The organism is Frigoribacterium sp. AP1 (genome assembly GCF_056680555.1).
Genome location: NZ_CM155288.1, coordinates 2,041,334 through 2,055,945, shown reverse-complemented (window position 1 = coordinate 2,055,945; position 14,612 = coordinate 2,041,334). Strand labels below are relative to the sequence as shown.

At 72.8% G+C, this 14,612-nt stretch carries 16 protein-coding genes and 1 tRNA gene; 9 read left to right on the top strand and 8 right to left on the bottom strand.

The genetic code is table 11. The annotated features are described in order from the left end of the window. Nucleotides 1-123 precede the first annotated feature (123 nt). Nucleotides 124-1,149 carry a LacI family DNA-binding transcriptional regulator gene (locus AC1MBW_RS09860; protein WP_480024343.1) on the top strand — a complete coding sequence of 342 codons (1,026 nt, stop codon included), beginning with the start codon at nucleotides 124-126 and terminating at the stop codon, nucleotides 1,147-1,149. Between the two features lie 27 nt (nucleotides 1,150-1,176). Here AC1MBW_RS09860 and AC1MBW_RS09855 read toward each other — a convergent pair whose 3' ends face one another. After that, entirely contained in the window at nucleotides 1,177-2,283 is a 1,107-nt protein-coding gene (locus tag AC1MBW_RS09855) for a M20 family metallopeptidase (RefSeq protein ID WP_480024342.1), read from the bottom strand. A 106-nt stretch (nucleotides 2,284-2,389) separates the two neighbouring features. Here AC1MBW_RS09855 and AC1MBW_RS09850 point away from each other — a divergent pair, with 106 nt between their 5' ends. After that, nucleotides 2,390-2,851, top strand: coding sequence for a hypothetical protein (locus AC1MBW_RS09850; RefSeq protein WP_480024341.1), 462 nt, complete (start codon nucleotides 2,390-2,392; stop codon nucleotides 2,849-2,851). A gap of 81 nt (nucleotides 2,852-2,932) precedes the next feature. Then, entirely contained in the window at nucleotides 2,933-3,565 is a 633-nt protein-coding gene (locus AC1MBW_RS09845; protein WP_480024340.1) for a Pr6Pr family membrane protein, read from the top strand. Between the two features lie 176 nt (nucleotides 3,566-3,741). Here the strand turns inward: AC1MBW_RS09845 and AC1MBW_RS09840 are convergent, their stop codons facing one another. Next, on the bottom strand, nucleotides 3,742-4,314 hold the full coding sequence (locus AC1MBW_RS09840) for a YdeI/OmpD-associated family protein (protein WP_480024339.1): 573 nt from the start codon (nucleotides 4,312-4,314) through the stop codon (nucleotides 3,742-3,744). Between the two features lie 69 nt (nucleotides 4,315-4,383). Here AC1MBW_RS09840 and AC1MBW_RS09835 point away from each other — a divergent pair, with 69 nt between their 5' ends. After that, the gene (locus AC1MBW_RS09835; RefSeq protein ID WP_480024338.1) at nucleotides 4,384-5,832 is read left to right on the top strand and encodes a CDP-alcohol phosphatidyltransferase family protein; all 1,449 of its coding nucleotides are present in this window, start codon (nucleotides 4,384-4,386) and stop codon (nucleotides 5,830-5,832) included. Between the two features lie 46 nt (nucleotides 5,833-5,878). Here AC1MBW_RS09835 and AC1MBW_RS09830 read toward each other — a convergent pair whose 3' ends face one another. Then, nucleotides 5,879-6,610 carry a LysE/ArgO family amino acid transporter gene (locus AC1MBW_RS09830; RefSeq protein ID WP_480024337.1) on the bottom strand — a complete coding sequence of 244 codons (732 nt, stop codon included), beginning with the start codon at nucleotides 6,608-6,610 and terminating at the stop codon, nucleotides 5,879-5,881. A 69-nt stretch (nucleotides 6,611-6,679) separates the two neighbouring features. Between AC1MBW_RS09830 and AC1MBW_RS09825 the strand changes: the two genes are divergently transcribed. After that, nucleotides 6,680-7,687 (top strand): LysR family transcriptional regulator ArgP, encoded by a 1,008-nt coding sequence (locus AC1MBW_RS09825; RefSeq protein WP_480024336.1) that lies wholly within the window; start codon nucleotides 6,680-6,682, stop codon nucleotides 7,685-7,687. Nucleotides 7,688-7,857: 170 nt separating this feature from the next. Here AC1MBW_RS09825 and AC1MBW_RS09820 read toward each other — a convergent pair whose 3' ends face one another. Both AC1MBW_RS09820 and AC1MBW_RS09815 read right to left on the bottom strand, forming a co-directional pair. Next, entirely contained in the window at nucleotides 7,858-10,068 is a 2,211-nt protein-coding gene (locus AC1MBW_RS09820; RefSeq protein ID WP_480024335.1) for an NADP-dependent isocitrate dehydrogenase, read from the bottom strand. 121 nt (nucleotides 10,069-10,189) lie between these two features. Next, nucleotides 10,190-10,879 carry a GNAT family N-acetyltransferase gene (locus tag AC1MBW_RS09815; protein ID WP_480024334.1) on the bottom strand — a complete coding sequence of 230 codons (690 nt, stop codon included), beginning with the start codon at nucleotides 10,877-10,879 and terminating at the stop codon, nucleotides 10,190-10,192. Between the two features lie 45 nt (nucleotides 10,880-10,924). Here AC1MBW_RS09815 and AC1MBW_RS09810 point away from each other — a divergent pair, with 45 nt between their 5' ends. Both AC1MBW_RS09810 and AC1MBW_RS09805 read left to right on the top strand, forming a co-directional pair. Further along, entirely contained in the window at nucleotides 10,925-11,587 is a 663-nt protein-coding gene (locus tag AC1MBW_RS09810) for a TetR/AcrR family transcriptional regulator (protein ID WP_480024333.1), read from the top strand. 106 nt (nucleotides 11,588-11,693) lie between these two features. Next, nucleotides 11,694-12,170 carry a GNAT family N-acetyltransferase gene (locus AC1MBW_RS09805; RefSeq protein ID WP_480024332.1) on the top strand — a complete coding sequence of 159 codons (477 nt, stop codon included), beginning with the start codon at nucleotides 11,694-11,696 and terminating at the stop codon, nucleotides 12,168-12,170. Between the two features lies 1 nt (nucleotide 12,171). Here the strand turns inward: AC1MBW_RS09805 and AC1MBW_RS09800 are convergent, their stop codons facing one another. Further along, nucleotides 12,172-12,612, bottom strand: a complete 441-nt coding sequence (locus AC1MBW_RS09800; RefSeq protein WP_480024331.1) for a MarR family winged helix-turn-helix transcriptional regulator — start codon at nucleotides 12,610-12,612, stop codon at nucleotides 12,172-12,174. A gap of 72 nt (nucleotides 12,613-12,684) precedes the next feature. On the opposite strand from AC1MBW_RS09800, the gene AC1MBW_RS09795 reads away from it, so the two are divergent. Then, nucleotides 12,685-13,047, top strand: a complete 363-nt coding sequence (locus AC1MBW_RS09795; RefSeq protein ID WP_480024330.1) for a VOC family protein — start codon at nucleotides 12,685-12,687, stop codon at nucleotides 13,045-13,047. Nucleotides 13,048-13,128: 81 nt separating this feature from the next. Here the strand turns inward: AC1MBW_RS09795 and AC1MBW_RS09790 are convergent, their stop codons facing one another. After that, a complete protein-coding gene (locus AC1MBW_RS09790) occupies nucleotides 13,129-13,935 on the bottom strand; it encodes a phosphatase PAP2 family protein (RefSeq protein WP_480024329.1) in 807 nt (268 codons plus the stop codon). A gap of 157 nt (nucleotides 13,936-14,092) precedes the next feature. Here AC1MBW_RS09790 and AC1MBW_RS09785 point away from each other — a divergent pair, with 157 nt between their 5' ends. Further along, complete coding sequence (locus AC1MBW_RS09785) at nucleotides 14,093-14,269, top strand: hypothetical protein (RefSeq protein ID WP_480024328.1); 177 nt, start codon at nucleotides 14,093-14,095, stop codon at nucleotides 14,267-14,269. A gap of 268 nt (nucleotides 14,270-14,537) precedes the next feature. Here AC1MBW_RS09785 and AC1MBW_RS09780 read toward each other — a convergent pair. Further along, a tRNA-Arg gene (locus AC1MBW_RS09780) sits at nucleotides 14,538-14,609 on the bottom strand. Nucleotides 14,610-14,612: the final 3 nt, after the last annotated feature.

Sequence of the window (14,612 nt, the reverse complement as noted above, 5' to 3'; positions counted from 1 at the left end):
TGTCAACACCTTTGTGTTTCCGACGTGTAAAAGAGATCCGGGGCGGGCAATCGGTTTCCCGTGAGGGGACGATACGATGACGGCATCACCCGTCGCCCCCGGCGGCCACGCCCTGAGGAGCCCATGAACGCCGTCACCATCTCGGACGTCGCCCGCCGGGCGGGCGTCTCCCCCGCGACGGTCTCGCGCGTCATGTCGGCCTCCCGTCCCGTCGGCCGCGAGGTCGAGGTCCGCGTGCGACAGGCGGCCGACGAGCTGGGCTACTCGGGCAACGGCATCGCCCGCGCCCTGCGCACCCGCCGCACCGACACGGTCGGCATGGTCGTCCCGAGCATCCTCAACCCGTTCTTCACGACCCTGGTCGACAGCCTCGAGAGCGCGCTGCACGGCGAGGGCAAGCAGCTGTTCCTCTGCGACTCCCGGCAGGACCCCGCCGTCGAGGCCGAGCACCTGCGGTCGCTCATCGAACGGCACGTCGACGGCATCGTGGTCAGCCCCGTGCACGACACCGAGAGCGCGGCCGCCGTCGCCGCGTCCGCCCGGGCCGTGCCGTTGGTGCAGCTCGACCGCCGGGTCGACGTCCCGGGCACCGACTGGATCGGCCTCGACGACGCCGAGGCGATGAAGCTCGTCCTGACGCACCTGGCCGAGACCGGTGCCCGCTCGGCCGCGTTCGTCACCTCCGAGCTGACGAACTCGTCGACGACCCTGCGGCTCCGGGGCTTCCGACACTGGTCGGCCGAGCTCGGCATCCGCGAGGTGCGCGACGGGGTCGTGCTCGGCGACTACTCGGTCGACAGCGGCGACGCGGCGGCCCGCCGACTGCTCACCTCCGACGACCGCCCGGACGCCATCGTCTGCGCGGACGACCTCATCGCCATGGGCGTGCTGCGGGCGGCCCGCGAACTCGGGGTGTCGGTGCCCGACGAGCTGCAGGTCACGGGCTTCGACGACATCGTCTTCGCCTCGTACGTGACCCCGGCCCTGACGACCCTCGCCCAGCCCACCGACCGCATGGCCGGCGAGGCGCTGCGACTGCTCTCGCTGCGCGGGTCCGACGACGGCGGACGAGGAGGCGCGCGCGTCTCGTTCGCGCCCCGACTGGTCCGAAGGCAGAGCACGCGGCCGACGGCTTCCGCGCCCGCCTGACCCGTGCCCGCGCCCGTCGGCCGTCGGTCAGTGCTCGGCAGCCCACCGTTCGCCGGCACGACCGAACTGTTCGACGGCCCTCAGCACCGCGCCGACCGACACGGACTCGTCCACCGCGTGCACGACGGTCGGGTCGCCCGGGCCCCAGACCACGACGGGCACCCCGTCGTCGAGCGATCGCACGAGCACCGAGGCGTCCGTGAAGTACGAGGCGGGCGCCTCCGAGACCGGGGCATCGAGCCCCGCGAGCCAGGGATGGTCGCGCGGGGTCCACACGGCGGCCAGGTCGAGGTCGACGCGGACGTCGGTCACCTCGGGCTGGTCCCGCCACCAGCCGACGAGCTCGCCGACGTCGTCGCGGACGACCCGCAGGTCGATGCGCACCTCGCAGACGTCCGGCACGATGTTCGGCACGCTGCCGCCCGAGACGACGCCCACGTTGACCGTCTCGCGGCCGAGGTCGGCGTGCGCCGAGAGCGGCAGGTCGTCCAGGCGCCCGAGCACCGCCACGAGGTCGAGGATCGCGTTGTGACCCCGCTCGGGCGTGCTGCCGTGCGCGGCGACGCCCGAGGTGCGCACGGTCAACCAGAGCGCGCCGCGGTGGCCGAGCACGACCCGCCCGTCGGTCGACTCGGGGATCACGACGGCTCCGACCCGGAGACCGGCGAGCAGGTCGACGACGGCGGGAGCCCCGAGGCAACCGACCTCCTCACCCGTCGAGACGGCGAGCGCGACGGGTGCGCCCTGCCGCAGGAGGTCGCGCACAGCGACGACCGAGGCCGCGAGACCGGACTTCATGTCGGACGTGCCCCGTCCGTGCAGGCGGTCACCGACGACGGTCGAGGCGAAGGGGTCGTGGGACCACGCCGAGGCGTCGGTCACGGGAACGACGTCGGCGTGCGACGCGAAGACGAGCAGCGGCCTGTCGGCGGCGACGCTCGTCGGCGAGACCAGGAGGGCCGTGGGCTCACCGTCGACCCCGGGGGCGAAGGCGACCCGCGCCTCCTCGACACCCTCGAACTCGAGGGCGACGCGGCGGAGGACGGCCGCCTCGCCGGGCGTGCCGCTCGTCGAGTCGATGGCGACGAGGTCGCGCAGCAGGGCGATCACGGGAGCCGGGGTCGGGTCGGTCATGGCGACACGTTAGCCGCCGAGGCGCCACGGCTGGACGACGTCCCAGGCCGTCGTGCCAGCGTGGGGCCACACGCCCGACACGTCCGACCGAAGGGGATCGCCCATCATGGCCGACCAGAAGAAGCTCAAGAAATCCGCTGCCAAGGCCTACGACAAGGCCGAGGACGCCGTCACCGACGCCCGAGCCGCCGTCGCCGAGGCCAAGCGCCGGGCGAAGAAGCTCGCGAAGAAGGCGCGTCCGTCGGTGAAGCCGCTCGAGAACGCGCTCGACGACGCCGCCGCCGGACTCAAGGACGCGAAGAAGACGGCGAAGGGCGCGGGCCAGGCCTCGAAGGGGGCGTCGTCGACGCCGTCGTCCGCCACCCCGGCCGAGCCGCGCTCGATCTACACCCCGCCCCTGCCCGAGGTCGACGAGACCACCGTGCAGCTGCCCGACGGCCACGACGCCCACGTCGACCTGCACGCGCAGACCCTCGTCGCCCTGCGCGCCCTCGCCCGCAGCAAGGGCGTCGCGAACGTGTCGCGGTACCCCAAGGCGACCCTGATCGAGAAGATCGAGCAGGCCTGACCCGAAGCCGACCCGCTCGGCGGGCACCGGCCGGCCACCCGCCCGCGCCACCACGACTGCCCGCCTCACTAGGGTGAGGACATGACGCGCGCTCAGCTCATGGCTCCCTTTCGGTTCGCCTTCGCGGCGCTCGGCTTCGTCGCCGTCGCCGCCCAGTTCGCGGACTCGATCGAGAACGACTACAGCATCGTCAACTTCTTCTCGTTCTTCACGAACCTCAGCAACCTGTTCGCCGTCGTGGTCTTCGCCGTCGGCGGAGTCCGCACCCTCCGCCGTCGCCCCGGCAGCCGTGCGTGGGACACCGTGCGGCTCATCTCGGTCGTCAACATGGTGTTCGTCGGCCTCGTCTTCAACGTCCTGCTGACCGACGTGGCTGGCGGCGTGCTGCCCTGGGTCGACGTCGTCGTGCACATGGTGATGCCCGTCGCCGTGCTGGTCGACTGGCTCGTGCTGCCCGCCGGCCGTCGCCTGCCGTGGTCGGCCGCCGCCCTCGGGCTCGTCGTGCCCGTGGCGTACAGCGTGTACTCGCTCGTCCGCGGCGCCGTCACGTCGTTCTACCCGTACCCCTTCTACGACCCGGAGGCGCTGGGCGGCTACGGCCCCGTGGCGGTCTACATGGTGGTGCTGCTCGTCGCACTCGCCGTGCTGTCGCTCGCGCTGGTCGGTCTGGCGCGGCTGGCCGGCCGCTTCTGGAAGCAGCGCTCGCGCCGCTGACGCGACCCGCGCCTCCTGCGCTTCGCACTTCCCACCGCGCCGCACCGCCATGTCCCACCCTCCACCCCGCCAGGAAGTGGACACCGCACCACGTCTAGTCGTGGCGCAGTGTCCACTTCGTGGCGGCGTAGGCCCCCGGAGCACCCGGCCCGAGCCAGCGCGCGGCCCGTGCCGGCTCAGCGGTAGTGCTGCTCGCCGCGGGCGGCCGCGGCGACCACGTCGCGGATGCGCGCCGCGCGGGTCTCGGGCCGCTTGAGCGAGGCCAGCCGGAAGTACACGCGGAACCGCTCGGTCTTCGTCAGCGACGCGAAGTGGGCGGCCGCCGCCGGGTCGGCGTCGAGCGCCGCCTGCAGGTCGTCCGGAGGCGCGGCGTCCTTCTGCCGGTAGGCGGCGTCCCAGCGCCCGTCGACCTTCGCCCGGTCGACCTCGGCCTGCCCCGCCGGGGTCATGCGCCCTTCGGCGGTCAGCCGGGCGACGTGCTCGCGGTTCACCTGGGACCACGGGCTGTTCTTCCGCCGCGGTTGGAACGCGGTGAGCGTGAAATCGTCGTCGAGCCGACTGGTCTGGCCGTCGATCCAGCCGTGGCAGAGGGCGACGTCGAGCGCCTCGGACCAGGTCATGCCGGGCCTCGTCGACCGCACCTTCCGGAGCGTCAGTCGCACCCCACCCACGTCGGGGTCGCCCTCGAGGTACTCGCGCCACTGTTCGACCGTCACGTCGAGCACGGGCTTGTCCGCGAAGCTGACCATGCGGCGACCCTACCGCCGCAGCGAGAGGTCGCGACGTACCCCTCAGCACCCCTCCCCTAGCCTGGCGGGATGGACCTCATCGGGTGGATCACCGACATGGGCTCGTCTCTGCCGACCCCGCTCGTCTGGGCGTTGGGCGCCCTGTTCGCGTTCACCGAGTCCGGGCTGGGCCTCGGCGTCTTCGTGCCGGGCGAGACGATCGTGCTGTTGCTCGCCGCGACCTTCGACGACCCCTGGCCGGCGGTCGCGTTCTTCGTGTCCGTGGCGATCGGCGGCTCGCTCGGCGACCACGTCGGCTACCTGCTCGGCCGCCGCTTCGGCACGGGGTTCCGGGACACGCGCATCATCCGCAGGATCGGCGTCGACAGCTGGGACCGTGCCGTCGCCGTCCTCGAGCGGCGAGGGGCGGCTGCGGTCTTCCTCACCCGCCTCGTGCCCGTGGTCCGCACCCTCACGCCGGCCGCGGCCGGGGTCGCGAAGGTGCCCTACCGGTCGTTCCTGCCCGCGTCGTTCGGCGGGGCGCTGACCTGGGCCGCCGTCTACGTCGGCATCGGGTTCCTGCTGCGGTCGTCGCTCGAGGCGGCACAGGAATACCTCGGGCAGTTCTCGTCGTGGGCGCTGATCGGGGCCGCGGTGATCGTCGCGATCGTGTTCGTCGTGCGGCTCGTGCGCCGGCGTCGCGCGGCAGCCGCCGACGACGTGGATGGCACCGTCGACGAGACGGTCGCCGCCGACGACGCGGAGGTCCGCGACGCCCCTGAGACCCTCGACGACGCAGCGGACGAGGAGGCGCGGGTCGACGACCGCGGGCCCGTCGCGACGGCCGTCCACGCGGCCGGGCACGCCGTGGCCGATCCCGTCGTCGCGGGTGCGTCCGCCTCGGGCGAGTTCGTCGCGGAACACCTGTCGTCCCGTCGGCTCGGCGCCCTGCGCCACCGCCTCTTCGAGGTGGACGACTGGCGGACCGTACCCAACGCGATCACGGCTGCGCGCCTCCTGCTGTTGCCGGTCTTCGCCGGCCTGCTGATCGCCGAGCTCTGGTGGCCGGCCCTCGTCGTGATCGCGGTCGTCTTCGCGACCGACTGGCTCGACGGGTTCGTGGCCCGGCGCACCGACTCCGTCTCGGTTCTCGGGTCGTGGCTCGACCCCGTGGCCGACCGGCTGACCGTCGTCGTGGTGGCCGTGGCGTTCGCGACGGCCGACGTCTTCGGCTGGCAGGAGGCCGTGCTGCTGATGGTGCCGGACGTGCTGCTCGCGGTCGGAGCGGTGCTGGCCTTCCGCGGCGACCCGGCCCTGCCGGTCTGGTGGGCCGGCCGGCTGCGCACGGGCCTGTGCTTCGTCGGCCTGGCGGTGCTGCTGCTCGGCGTCGCACTCGGCGGCCCCGAGTCGACGGCCGTGATCGGCGTCGGGTACCTGGTCTTCCTGGTCGGGCTGGTGTTCCACTACGTGTCGGCCGTGCACTACGCACGGGTGATGCTCGTCCGCTGGCAGCGAGCCGTCGCCGAGCGTCCGGTCTGACGTCGAGCCGGCTCGACATCGAACCGGGCCGACCGACCGGGCACCGTCAGAGCCCGAACAGCAGCCGCAGCCCGAGGGCGACCATGACGACGGCGATGACCGCGTCGAGCACCCGCCAGGCGACCGGCTTCGCGAACAGGGGACGCAGGAGGCGCGCGCCGAATCCCAGCGCCGAGAACCACACTAGACTGCCCGCGATCGCCCCGGCCGCGAACCACCAGCGCAGTTCGGGCGGCTGGTGGTTCGCGACCGAGCCGAGGAAGACGATCGTGTCGAGGTAGGTGTGGGGGTTGAGCCAGGTGAAGGCGAGGGCGCCGAGGACGGCCGGGACGACCCGGGCGGGCGTGACGGCGCGCGCGGCCGAGGGGCGGGGACCCTGCGCGACGGGCGGGGTGCCGCCGGCCGGCACCGCGCCTCCTGCGGTGACGCCGACGAGAGCCGACTCCGGCGCGACGTCGACCGTCAACGCGCCGACCGGCCGGATCGCCCGCTTGGCGGCGAAGGCGCCGTAGACCAGCAGGAACCCGGCCCCGACGAGCTGGACGACGACCACCGCCTGCGGTGCCGCCTCGACGAGCGCTCCGACCCCGGCCACCCCGGCGCTGATCAGCACGGCGTCGCTCACGGCGCAGACCACGACGACCGGCACCACGACACGGGTCACGGCCTGGAGCCCGACGCGGAGCACGTAGGCGTTCTGGGCACCGATCGCGACGATCAGGGCGAGGCTCGTGCCGAAGCCGAACAGGACGGCGGGAAGCACGGTCGCGAAGGTCATGGTGCCACGCTAGGGCCGCCGCGGGGCATCGCGCTAACTCATGTTCGCGATGCTGCATAAGCTCTGCTCATGGCCCGCTTCGCACTCGACCAACTGGACACCCTGCGCACGATCGTCGACGAGGGCACCTTCGAGGCGGCCGCGCGACGCCTGCACGTGACGCAGTCCGCCGTGTCGCAGCGCATCAAGCAGCTCGAGCGTGCGGCCGGGCAGGTGTTGCTCCGTCGGACGACGCCGGTCACCACGACCGACGCCGGTGACGTGCTGCTGCGCCACGCCCGCCAGGTCGACCTGCTCACCTCGGACGCGCTCGCGCGGCTCGGCGGTGGCCGGCTGGACGGCGACGACGGCGGCGACGGCGCGTCGGGCGACCCCGTGCCCACGACCCTGCCGATCGCCGTCAACGCCGACTCGACGGCGACCTGGTTCCTCGACGCGTTGGCCGTCGTCCCGCCGACCGTGCCGGTGGTGTTCGACCTGCGCCGGGCCGACCAGCAGCACACGGCCGAGCTGCTGCGGTCGGGAGACGTGCTCGCCGCGGTCACCGCGACCCGGGAGCCCGTGCAGGGCTGCAGCTCGGAACCGCTCGGCGTCATGCGGTACCGCGCCGTCGCGAGCCCCGGGTTCGTCGAGCGGTGGCTGGGCGGCGGGCCGGACGAACCGAGGACGCCCGCGCGCGGGCCGCTCGACCACGGGCGGCCCGACGACGGGAAGCTCGACCACGGGAGGATCGACCGCGCGAGGCTCGACCGCGCCCCGATGGTGGTCTTCGACCGCACGGACGACCTGCAGCACGACTTCGTGCGTCGCCTCACGGGCCGTGAGCCGCTCGCGCCCCGGCACCACGTGCCCGCGTCGGCCGACTTCGCCCGGGCCGTCGTGCTCGGCCTCGGCTGGGGCATGCTCCCCGAGGCCCAGGCCGGCCCCGAACTCGACGCCGGGCGCCTGGTCGAGCTGGCCGTCGCCGACCCCGTCGACGTGCCCCTCTTCTGGCAGCGCTGGACCCTCGCCTCGCCCCTCCTCGACGCCGTCACCGACGCCGTCCGCGCCACCGCCCGCAACGCCCTGCACCCCTGACGCATGCCCGCCGGTCGAGTGGTCCCGAATCGTCTTTCGCGCGCCCCCTCAAGGACGATTCGGGACCACTCGGCGACCGACCCGACGAGCGCCCGACCCGACGGACGACAGGAGGCGCGGTGCCAGCCGGCACCGCGCCTCCTGTTCTCGAGCGACCTGCGCCCCGCGACCTACAGCGTCGCGAGCGCCTCGTTCAGCGTGTGCGACGGGCGCATCACGGCCTCGGTCTTGGCGGCGTCGGGGTGGTAGTAGCCCCCGATGTCGACGGCCGTGCCCTGGGGCTCGATCAGCTCGGCGACGATCGCCTCTTCGGCCCCACCGAGGGTGGCGGCCAGACCGGCGAACGCGGCGGCCAGTTCGGCGTCGCCGGTCTGGGCGGCGAGCTCGTCGGCCCAGTACTTGGCCAGGTAGAAGTGGCTGCCGCGGTTGTCGATCGAGCCGAGCTTGCGGCCGGGCGACTTGTTCTCGTCGAGGAAGGTGCCGGTGGCGCGGTCGAGCGTGTCGGCGAGGATCTGCGCCCGGGCGTTGCCGGTCGACGTCGCGAGGTGCTCGAAGCTGACGGCGAGGGCGAGGAACTCGCCCAGGCTGTCCCACCGCAGGTAGTCCTGCTCGACGAGCTGCGAGACGTGCTTCGGGGCGGAACCGCCGGCACCGGTCTCGAACAGTCCGCCGCCGTTGATCAGCGGTACGACCGAGAGCATCTTGGCCGAGGTGCCGAGCTCCATGATGGGGAACAGGTCGGTCAGGTAGTCGCGCAGCACGTTGCCGGTGACCGAGATGGTGTCGTCGCCTCGGCGGATGCGCTCGAGCGAGAACGCCATCGCGTCGACGGGCGACATGATCTCGATCTGCAGGCCCTCGGTGTCGTGCTCGGCGAGGTAGGTGCGCACCAGCCCGATCAGGGTGGCGTCGTGGGCACGGGTCTCGTCGAGCCAGAACACGGCGGGCGTCTGGCTGGCGCGCGCACGGGTGACCGCGAGCTTGACCCAGTCGCGGATCGGGACGTCCTTCGTCTGGCAGGCACGCCAGATGTCGCCCGTGGCGACCTCGTGCTCGATCAGCGTCTCGCCGGCCTGGTTCACGACGCGGACGGTCCCGTCGCCGGGCACCTCGAAGGTCTTGTCGTGCGAGCCGTACTCTTCGGCGGCCTGCGCCATGAGGCCGACGTTCGGCACCGAGCCCATGGTGGCGGGGTCGAAGGCGCCGTTCGCGCGGCAGTCGTCGAGCACGGCCTGGTAGATGCCGGCGTAGCTCGAGTCGGGGATGACCGCCAGGGTGTCGTGCTCGCCGCCGTCGGGGCCCCACATGTGACCCGAGGTGCGGATCATGGCGGGCATCGACGCGTCGACGATGACGTCGCTCGGCACGTGCAGGTTGGTGACGCCCTTGTCGGAGTCGACCATGGCCAGGTCGGGCCCGTCGGCGATGCCCTGGTCGAAGGCGGCCTTGATCTCGTCGCCGTTCGGCAGCGCCGCGAGGCCCTGCAGGATGCCGTTGAGGCCGTTGGCCGGGTCGAGCCCGGCGGCCGCCAGGGCGGCGCCGTACTGCTCGAACACCCGCGGGAAGAACGCGCGGATCACGTGACCGAAGAGGATCGGGTCGCTGATCTTCATCATCGTGGCCTTGAGGTGCACCGAGAACAGGACGCCTTCGGCCTCGGCCCGGGCGATCTGTGCGGCGAGGAACTCGTGCAGCGCGGCGACGTGCAGCACGGTGCCGTCGACGACCTCGCCGGCCAGCACGGGGATCGACTCGCGCAGCACGCGGGTCTCGCCGTCGGTGCCGACGAACTCGATGCGCAGGGTGTCGTCGGCCGGGATGACGACGGTCTTCTCGTTCGAGCGGAAGTCGTCGACGCCCATGGTCGCGACGTTCGTCTTGGAGTCGGCCGTCCAGGCGCCCATGCGGTGCGGGTGCTTGCGGGCGTAGTTCTTGACCGACAGGGGGGCGCGGCGGTCGCTGTTGCCCTCGCGCAGCACGGGGTTGACCGCGCTGCCCTTGACCTTGTCGTAGCGGGCCTTGACGTCGCGCTCGGCGTCGGTCGACGGCGAGTCGGGGTACTCGGGGAGGTCGTAGCCCTGTGACCGGAGTTCGGCCACCGCGGCCTTGAGCTGCGGCATCGAGGCCGAGATGTTCGGCAGCTTGATGATGTTGGCCTCGGGCGTCTTCGCCAGGGCCCCCAGCTCGGCCAGGGCGTCGCCCTGGCGCTGCTCGTCGGTGAGGCGCTCGGGGAACTGGCTGATGATGCGGGCCGCCAGCGAGATGTCGCGGGTCTCGACGTCGACCCCCGCGGTCTTGGCATAGGCCTGGATGATGGGCAGGAACGAGTAGGTCGCCAGCATCGGCGCCTCGTCGGTCAGCGTGTAGATGATCTTCGCCATGCGGCAGGTGCTCCCTCGTGGTCGGGCATGCGTGTGCTCGGTGGTGCTGCCCCTACGCTACCGCGCAGAAGTCTCTCGACATGAAGATACATGCCCCGTCTGGACGGCCCGTCCGCGCGGCTCAGGTCGTCCGCGTCGCCGGGCGCCACATCGCGGCGGGCGTCACCCCCGGCAGCCCGCGGATCGGCCCCAGCTCGACGAAGCCCATCCGCCGGTAGAGCGCCCTGTTCCGCTCGGTCGACGACTCGAGGTAGGCGGCCTCACCGCGCTCGTCGACGGTCGCGAGGCGGTGCTCGATCAGCGAGGTGCCGACGCCGAGCCCTCGGGCCGCGTCGCCGACCGCGATCTCGCCGAGGTACCAGTGCGGCAGCCGCGGGCGGGGTGCCGCCAGCACCGACTGGTGGCGGGCCGCCGGCACGAGCCCGCCGAGCCCGAGCGCACGCAGGTACCGCGGCAGCTGCCCGAGCTCCGCCCACGACACCGGCAGGCGCAGCGGCGACGACGCTCGAGCGCGCGGCGCCTCCCAGACGGCCGCGCCCACGACGCCCCCGTCGCGGTCGACGACGGCCACGTCGACCGCACGACGGCCCGCCGGGATCGAGCGCATCGTCGCCGCGAAGAGGTCGACCAGCCGTGCGTGGCGCCGCGGCCCGCGCGGGACGAACCCGAGCAGGACGGGATCGTCGCGGAACCCCTCGGCGAGCACGGCGGCGGCGGAATCGAGCTGGTCAGGGCGGGCGGCGCTGATGGTCACGTCGGGCATGGTGCCTCCTGAGATGGAATCGTCAGAACTGACGAATTCGTCAGTCATGACAGAATGTATCGAGACATCCCGCCAGACACGTGAGAGGCCCCTGTGAAACCGGACGACGAGGAGGCGCGGGTCGAGCCCACGAGGACGTCCCGCCGCACCCGCGAGACGCGTCGCAAGCTGGTGGACGCCGGCGTCGTCCTGCTCCGGCGGGCCGACTACGCCGCCGTCCCCGTCGCCGAGATCACGCAGCTGGCGGACGTCGGCCTCGGCACGTTCTACAACCACTTCGCCGGCAAGGACGAGCTCTTCGACGAGGCCGTGCAGAGCGTGCTGAACGAGCAGACCGAGCGGATGTCGGCACTCGGGCACGCGGACGACTCCCCCGTCACGACGGCGGCGATCGCGATGCACGTGGTGCTCGGGCTGGCGCAGAGCGACCCGGCCGTGGCCGTGGTCGTCGCGCGCAACGGGCTGCGCCTGCTCGATGCCGAGGCGGCGCTTGTGCCGCAGGCGCGGGCGCTCGTCCAGGCCGGGCAGGCCGCGGGCTCGTTCGCCGAGCTGGACGTCGACCTGGCACTGTCCCTGGTCGGCGGCAGCCTCCTCGGCGGGCTGCACACCTGGTGGTCGAGCCCCGAGCTCGTCACCCCCGAGTGGACGGTCGAGCTGGTCGCCCGCGTGCTCGTGGCCCTCGGGTGCGATCTCGGGGACGCGCGCCGCGCCTCCTCGTCCGGTCTCGACCGGGTGTCCGGGCGCGACGCGGGCTGACACACCGCGCCGAGCCGGACCGGACCGGACCGGACCGGACCGATCCGAGCCCGACCGGGCCGAGCCCGACCAAGCCCGACGTCCGGCGATCGGCCAAGATGGTCCGGTGACCACCCCGGCGCCCGCGACGAGCATCGAACCCCGCCCCTACGACCACCCCGACGTGCAGCAGCTCGTCGAGGGGCTGCAAGAGCTGTACGTCGAGATCTACGGCGGGCGCGACGACAGCCCGATCGACCGCTCCGAGTTCGAGCTGCCGAGAGGCACGTTCGCCGTCGCCTACGAGGCGGGCCACCCCGTGGCCCTGGGTGCCTGGCGCCTGCTGTCCGACGGCCGCGCCGAGCTGAAGCGGATGTACGTGCGGCCCGACCGGCGCGGACGCGGCCTCTCACGACGCGTGCTGCACTGGCTCGAACGGTCGGCCGCGGACGCCGGCGTCACCGAGATGGTGATCGAGACCAACGTGGCCCACGACACCGCCATCCGCCTCTACGAGTCGGCGGGGTACCGGCCGATCGCGGCCTACGGCCACTACGCGGACGACCCGGGCACGGTGTCGCTCGGACGCACGCTCGCGACCTGAGTCAGCGCAGCGCCGACACGAACCCCCGCAGCGCCTCGGCCACCTGACGACGCGCGGCGGGTGTGAGCCCGGCCGTCATCCTGTCCTCGACCCCGCGGACGGCGGCACTCGCGACCGTCAGCTGACGCCGCCCGGCCGCCGTCAGCTCGGTCGGCAACGCCCGCCCCGACGGGGCACGGTCGGCCCGCCGCACGAACCCGTCACGCTCGAGCGACTGCAGCAGCACGTTCATCGACTGCCGCGTGACGAAGGCGCCGCGGGCGAGCTCGGAGTTGGACAGCCCGGGCCGCTGGGCCAGCAGCTCGAGGCACGAGTAGTGCGTGATGGTCATGCCGAGCGGGCGCAGCTCGGCCTCCATGGCGGCGCGCAGGGCGCTCGACGCCTCTTTCAGCAGATAGCCCACCGAGGTCTCGAGGTCGATCGCCGATCCGACTTGACTCATGTCAGTAGTCTGACATAGGTTCGTCTATGTCAGCTAACTGACACTCACTTTTCATACGAGAGCAGGCGCACCATGACCGCCACCGGTCCCGACTTCATCTCCCTCCAGGTCCGCGACGTCGAGCGCTCGGCCGCGTTCTACGAAGAGCACCTCGGCCTGACTCGCCAGGACGGCCCGCCGCACGCCATCGTCTTCGCCACGACGCCGATCGCGTTCGCCGTGCGGGGCCCGCTGCCCGGCGTCGACCTCGACGCGGCCCCGCTCGGTCGCGGGGTCGGCCTCTGGCTGCTCGCCCCCGACGCGCAGGCCATCCACGACGCCCTGGTCGCCGCCGACGTCGAGATCGCCACCGCCCCGGTCGACGGCCCCTTCGGCCGCACCTTCACCTTCGTCGACCCCGACGGCTACCACGTCACCCTGCACGACCGCGCGTGACGCCCGGCGCCTCCGGCCGAGGCCCAGGACGAGGAGGCGCGGCGCACGCCCGCCTCGAGGGTCACGTCGACCACACGGCCGTCACTCGTGGACGTCGTCGTCGTCCTGGGTGCTGAGGTAGAGGCGGTGGCTCGTGACGATCAGCGAGAGCCAGCCGATGCCGCTGACCCAGCCGACGGCCACGTCGGTGAACCAGTGGGCCCCGAGCAGCACCCGGGACAACCCCACGACGCCGGCCGTCCCGGCCGCGGCTCCGACGAGGGCGACCTGCGGCGCCTGCTTCTCCTGCCGCAGCGCCAGGAGGTAGGCGAGCACGCCGAGGATCGTGGTCGTGTTCAGCGTGTGGCCCGACGGGAACGACGGGGACTTCTCGTACGGCGGGATGGCCTCGTGCCGGTCGGGCCGGTTGCGCTTGATGAGCCTCTTGCCCACGACCGTCATGGCGAGCGAGCCGGCGCCCGCCGCCACGATGAGGGCGACGGGGCTGGGGTGACGGTCCCGGATGCCGAAGGCCGCGGCGGCGCCGACGGTGAGGGCCGGCAGGGCGACGGGCCCGAAGACGTGGGCGATGGTCGCGGCCGCGCCGTTGGTGAACGGCGAGCGGAGCTTCTTCGCACGCGCGAGCGCCGGCCGGTCGAGGCTCTCGATGCCGTCGCGGCCCGTCACGCCGTCGTAGATGTAGGCCGCACCGGCGGTCGCCGCGATCGCGATGCCGCCCCCGACGGCGAGGGTCGCGACGAGGGCGCGGCGAGCGCCGACCTTCTGCGCGACGGTCTTGTGCCGTGAGGCGAGCCGACGGCCCGGCCTCGATCGCCACTCGGTGAGGTCGCGGCGACCGATCTGCCGGTCGTAGCGGGTCGTGCGGGCGGTCTCTGCGGCGGTCGGCATGAGCCCACTCTGGCCCTTCGGCGATCGGGACCTCCAGGTAGCGTTGCTCCCGGTGGTCCGAGCTCGGACGGACACTCACGGTGGCGTGCGCGCCGAGCGCTCCCCCGAAGCAGGCTCGCCGATGTCAGCACCGTTCCCACCAACCGGAAGGCTCCTCATGGTGTTCTCGATCACCCTCCTCGCCCTGGGGCTCGTCGGCATCGTCGGCGGAGTCCTGATCGTGCGGCGGCGGGACGGTGGCAGTGCCGTGCCGGGCGTGGCGATCACGGTGTTGGGAGCAGTGGCGGCTGCGCTCGGCATCGCCCTCCTGGCCCTCCCCGAGCTCCCGGCATAGCCGATCGGCGCCCGCGAGGCACGCCCCTGGACGGGCGCGCGAAGCGCGGGGCCGCAGGGGTTCGAGTCCCTCCAAGGGGCATCGTCGCGAAGCGACGTCAGGTGCCCCTGGAGGGGACGGCGCGCCAGCGCTGTCGGGCCGCGGGGGTTCGTGGCCCGGAAGGGGCGCGACGAGCGCCAGCGAGGAGTGCCCCTGGACGGGCGCGCGAAGCGCGGGGCCGCAGGGGTTCGAGTCCCTCCAAGGGGCATCGTCGCGAAGCGACGTCAGGTGCCCCTGGAGGGACTCGAACCCCCAACCCTTTCCTTAGGACGGAACTGCTCTTCCATTGAGCTACAGAGGCTGA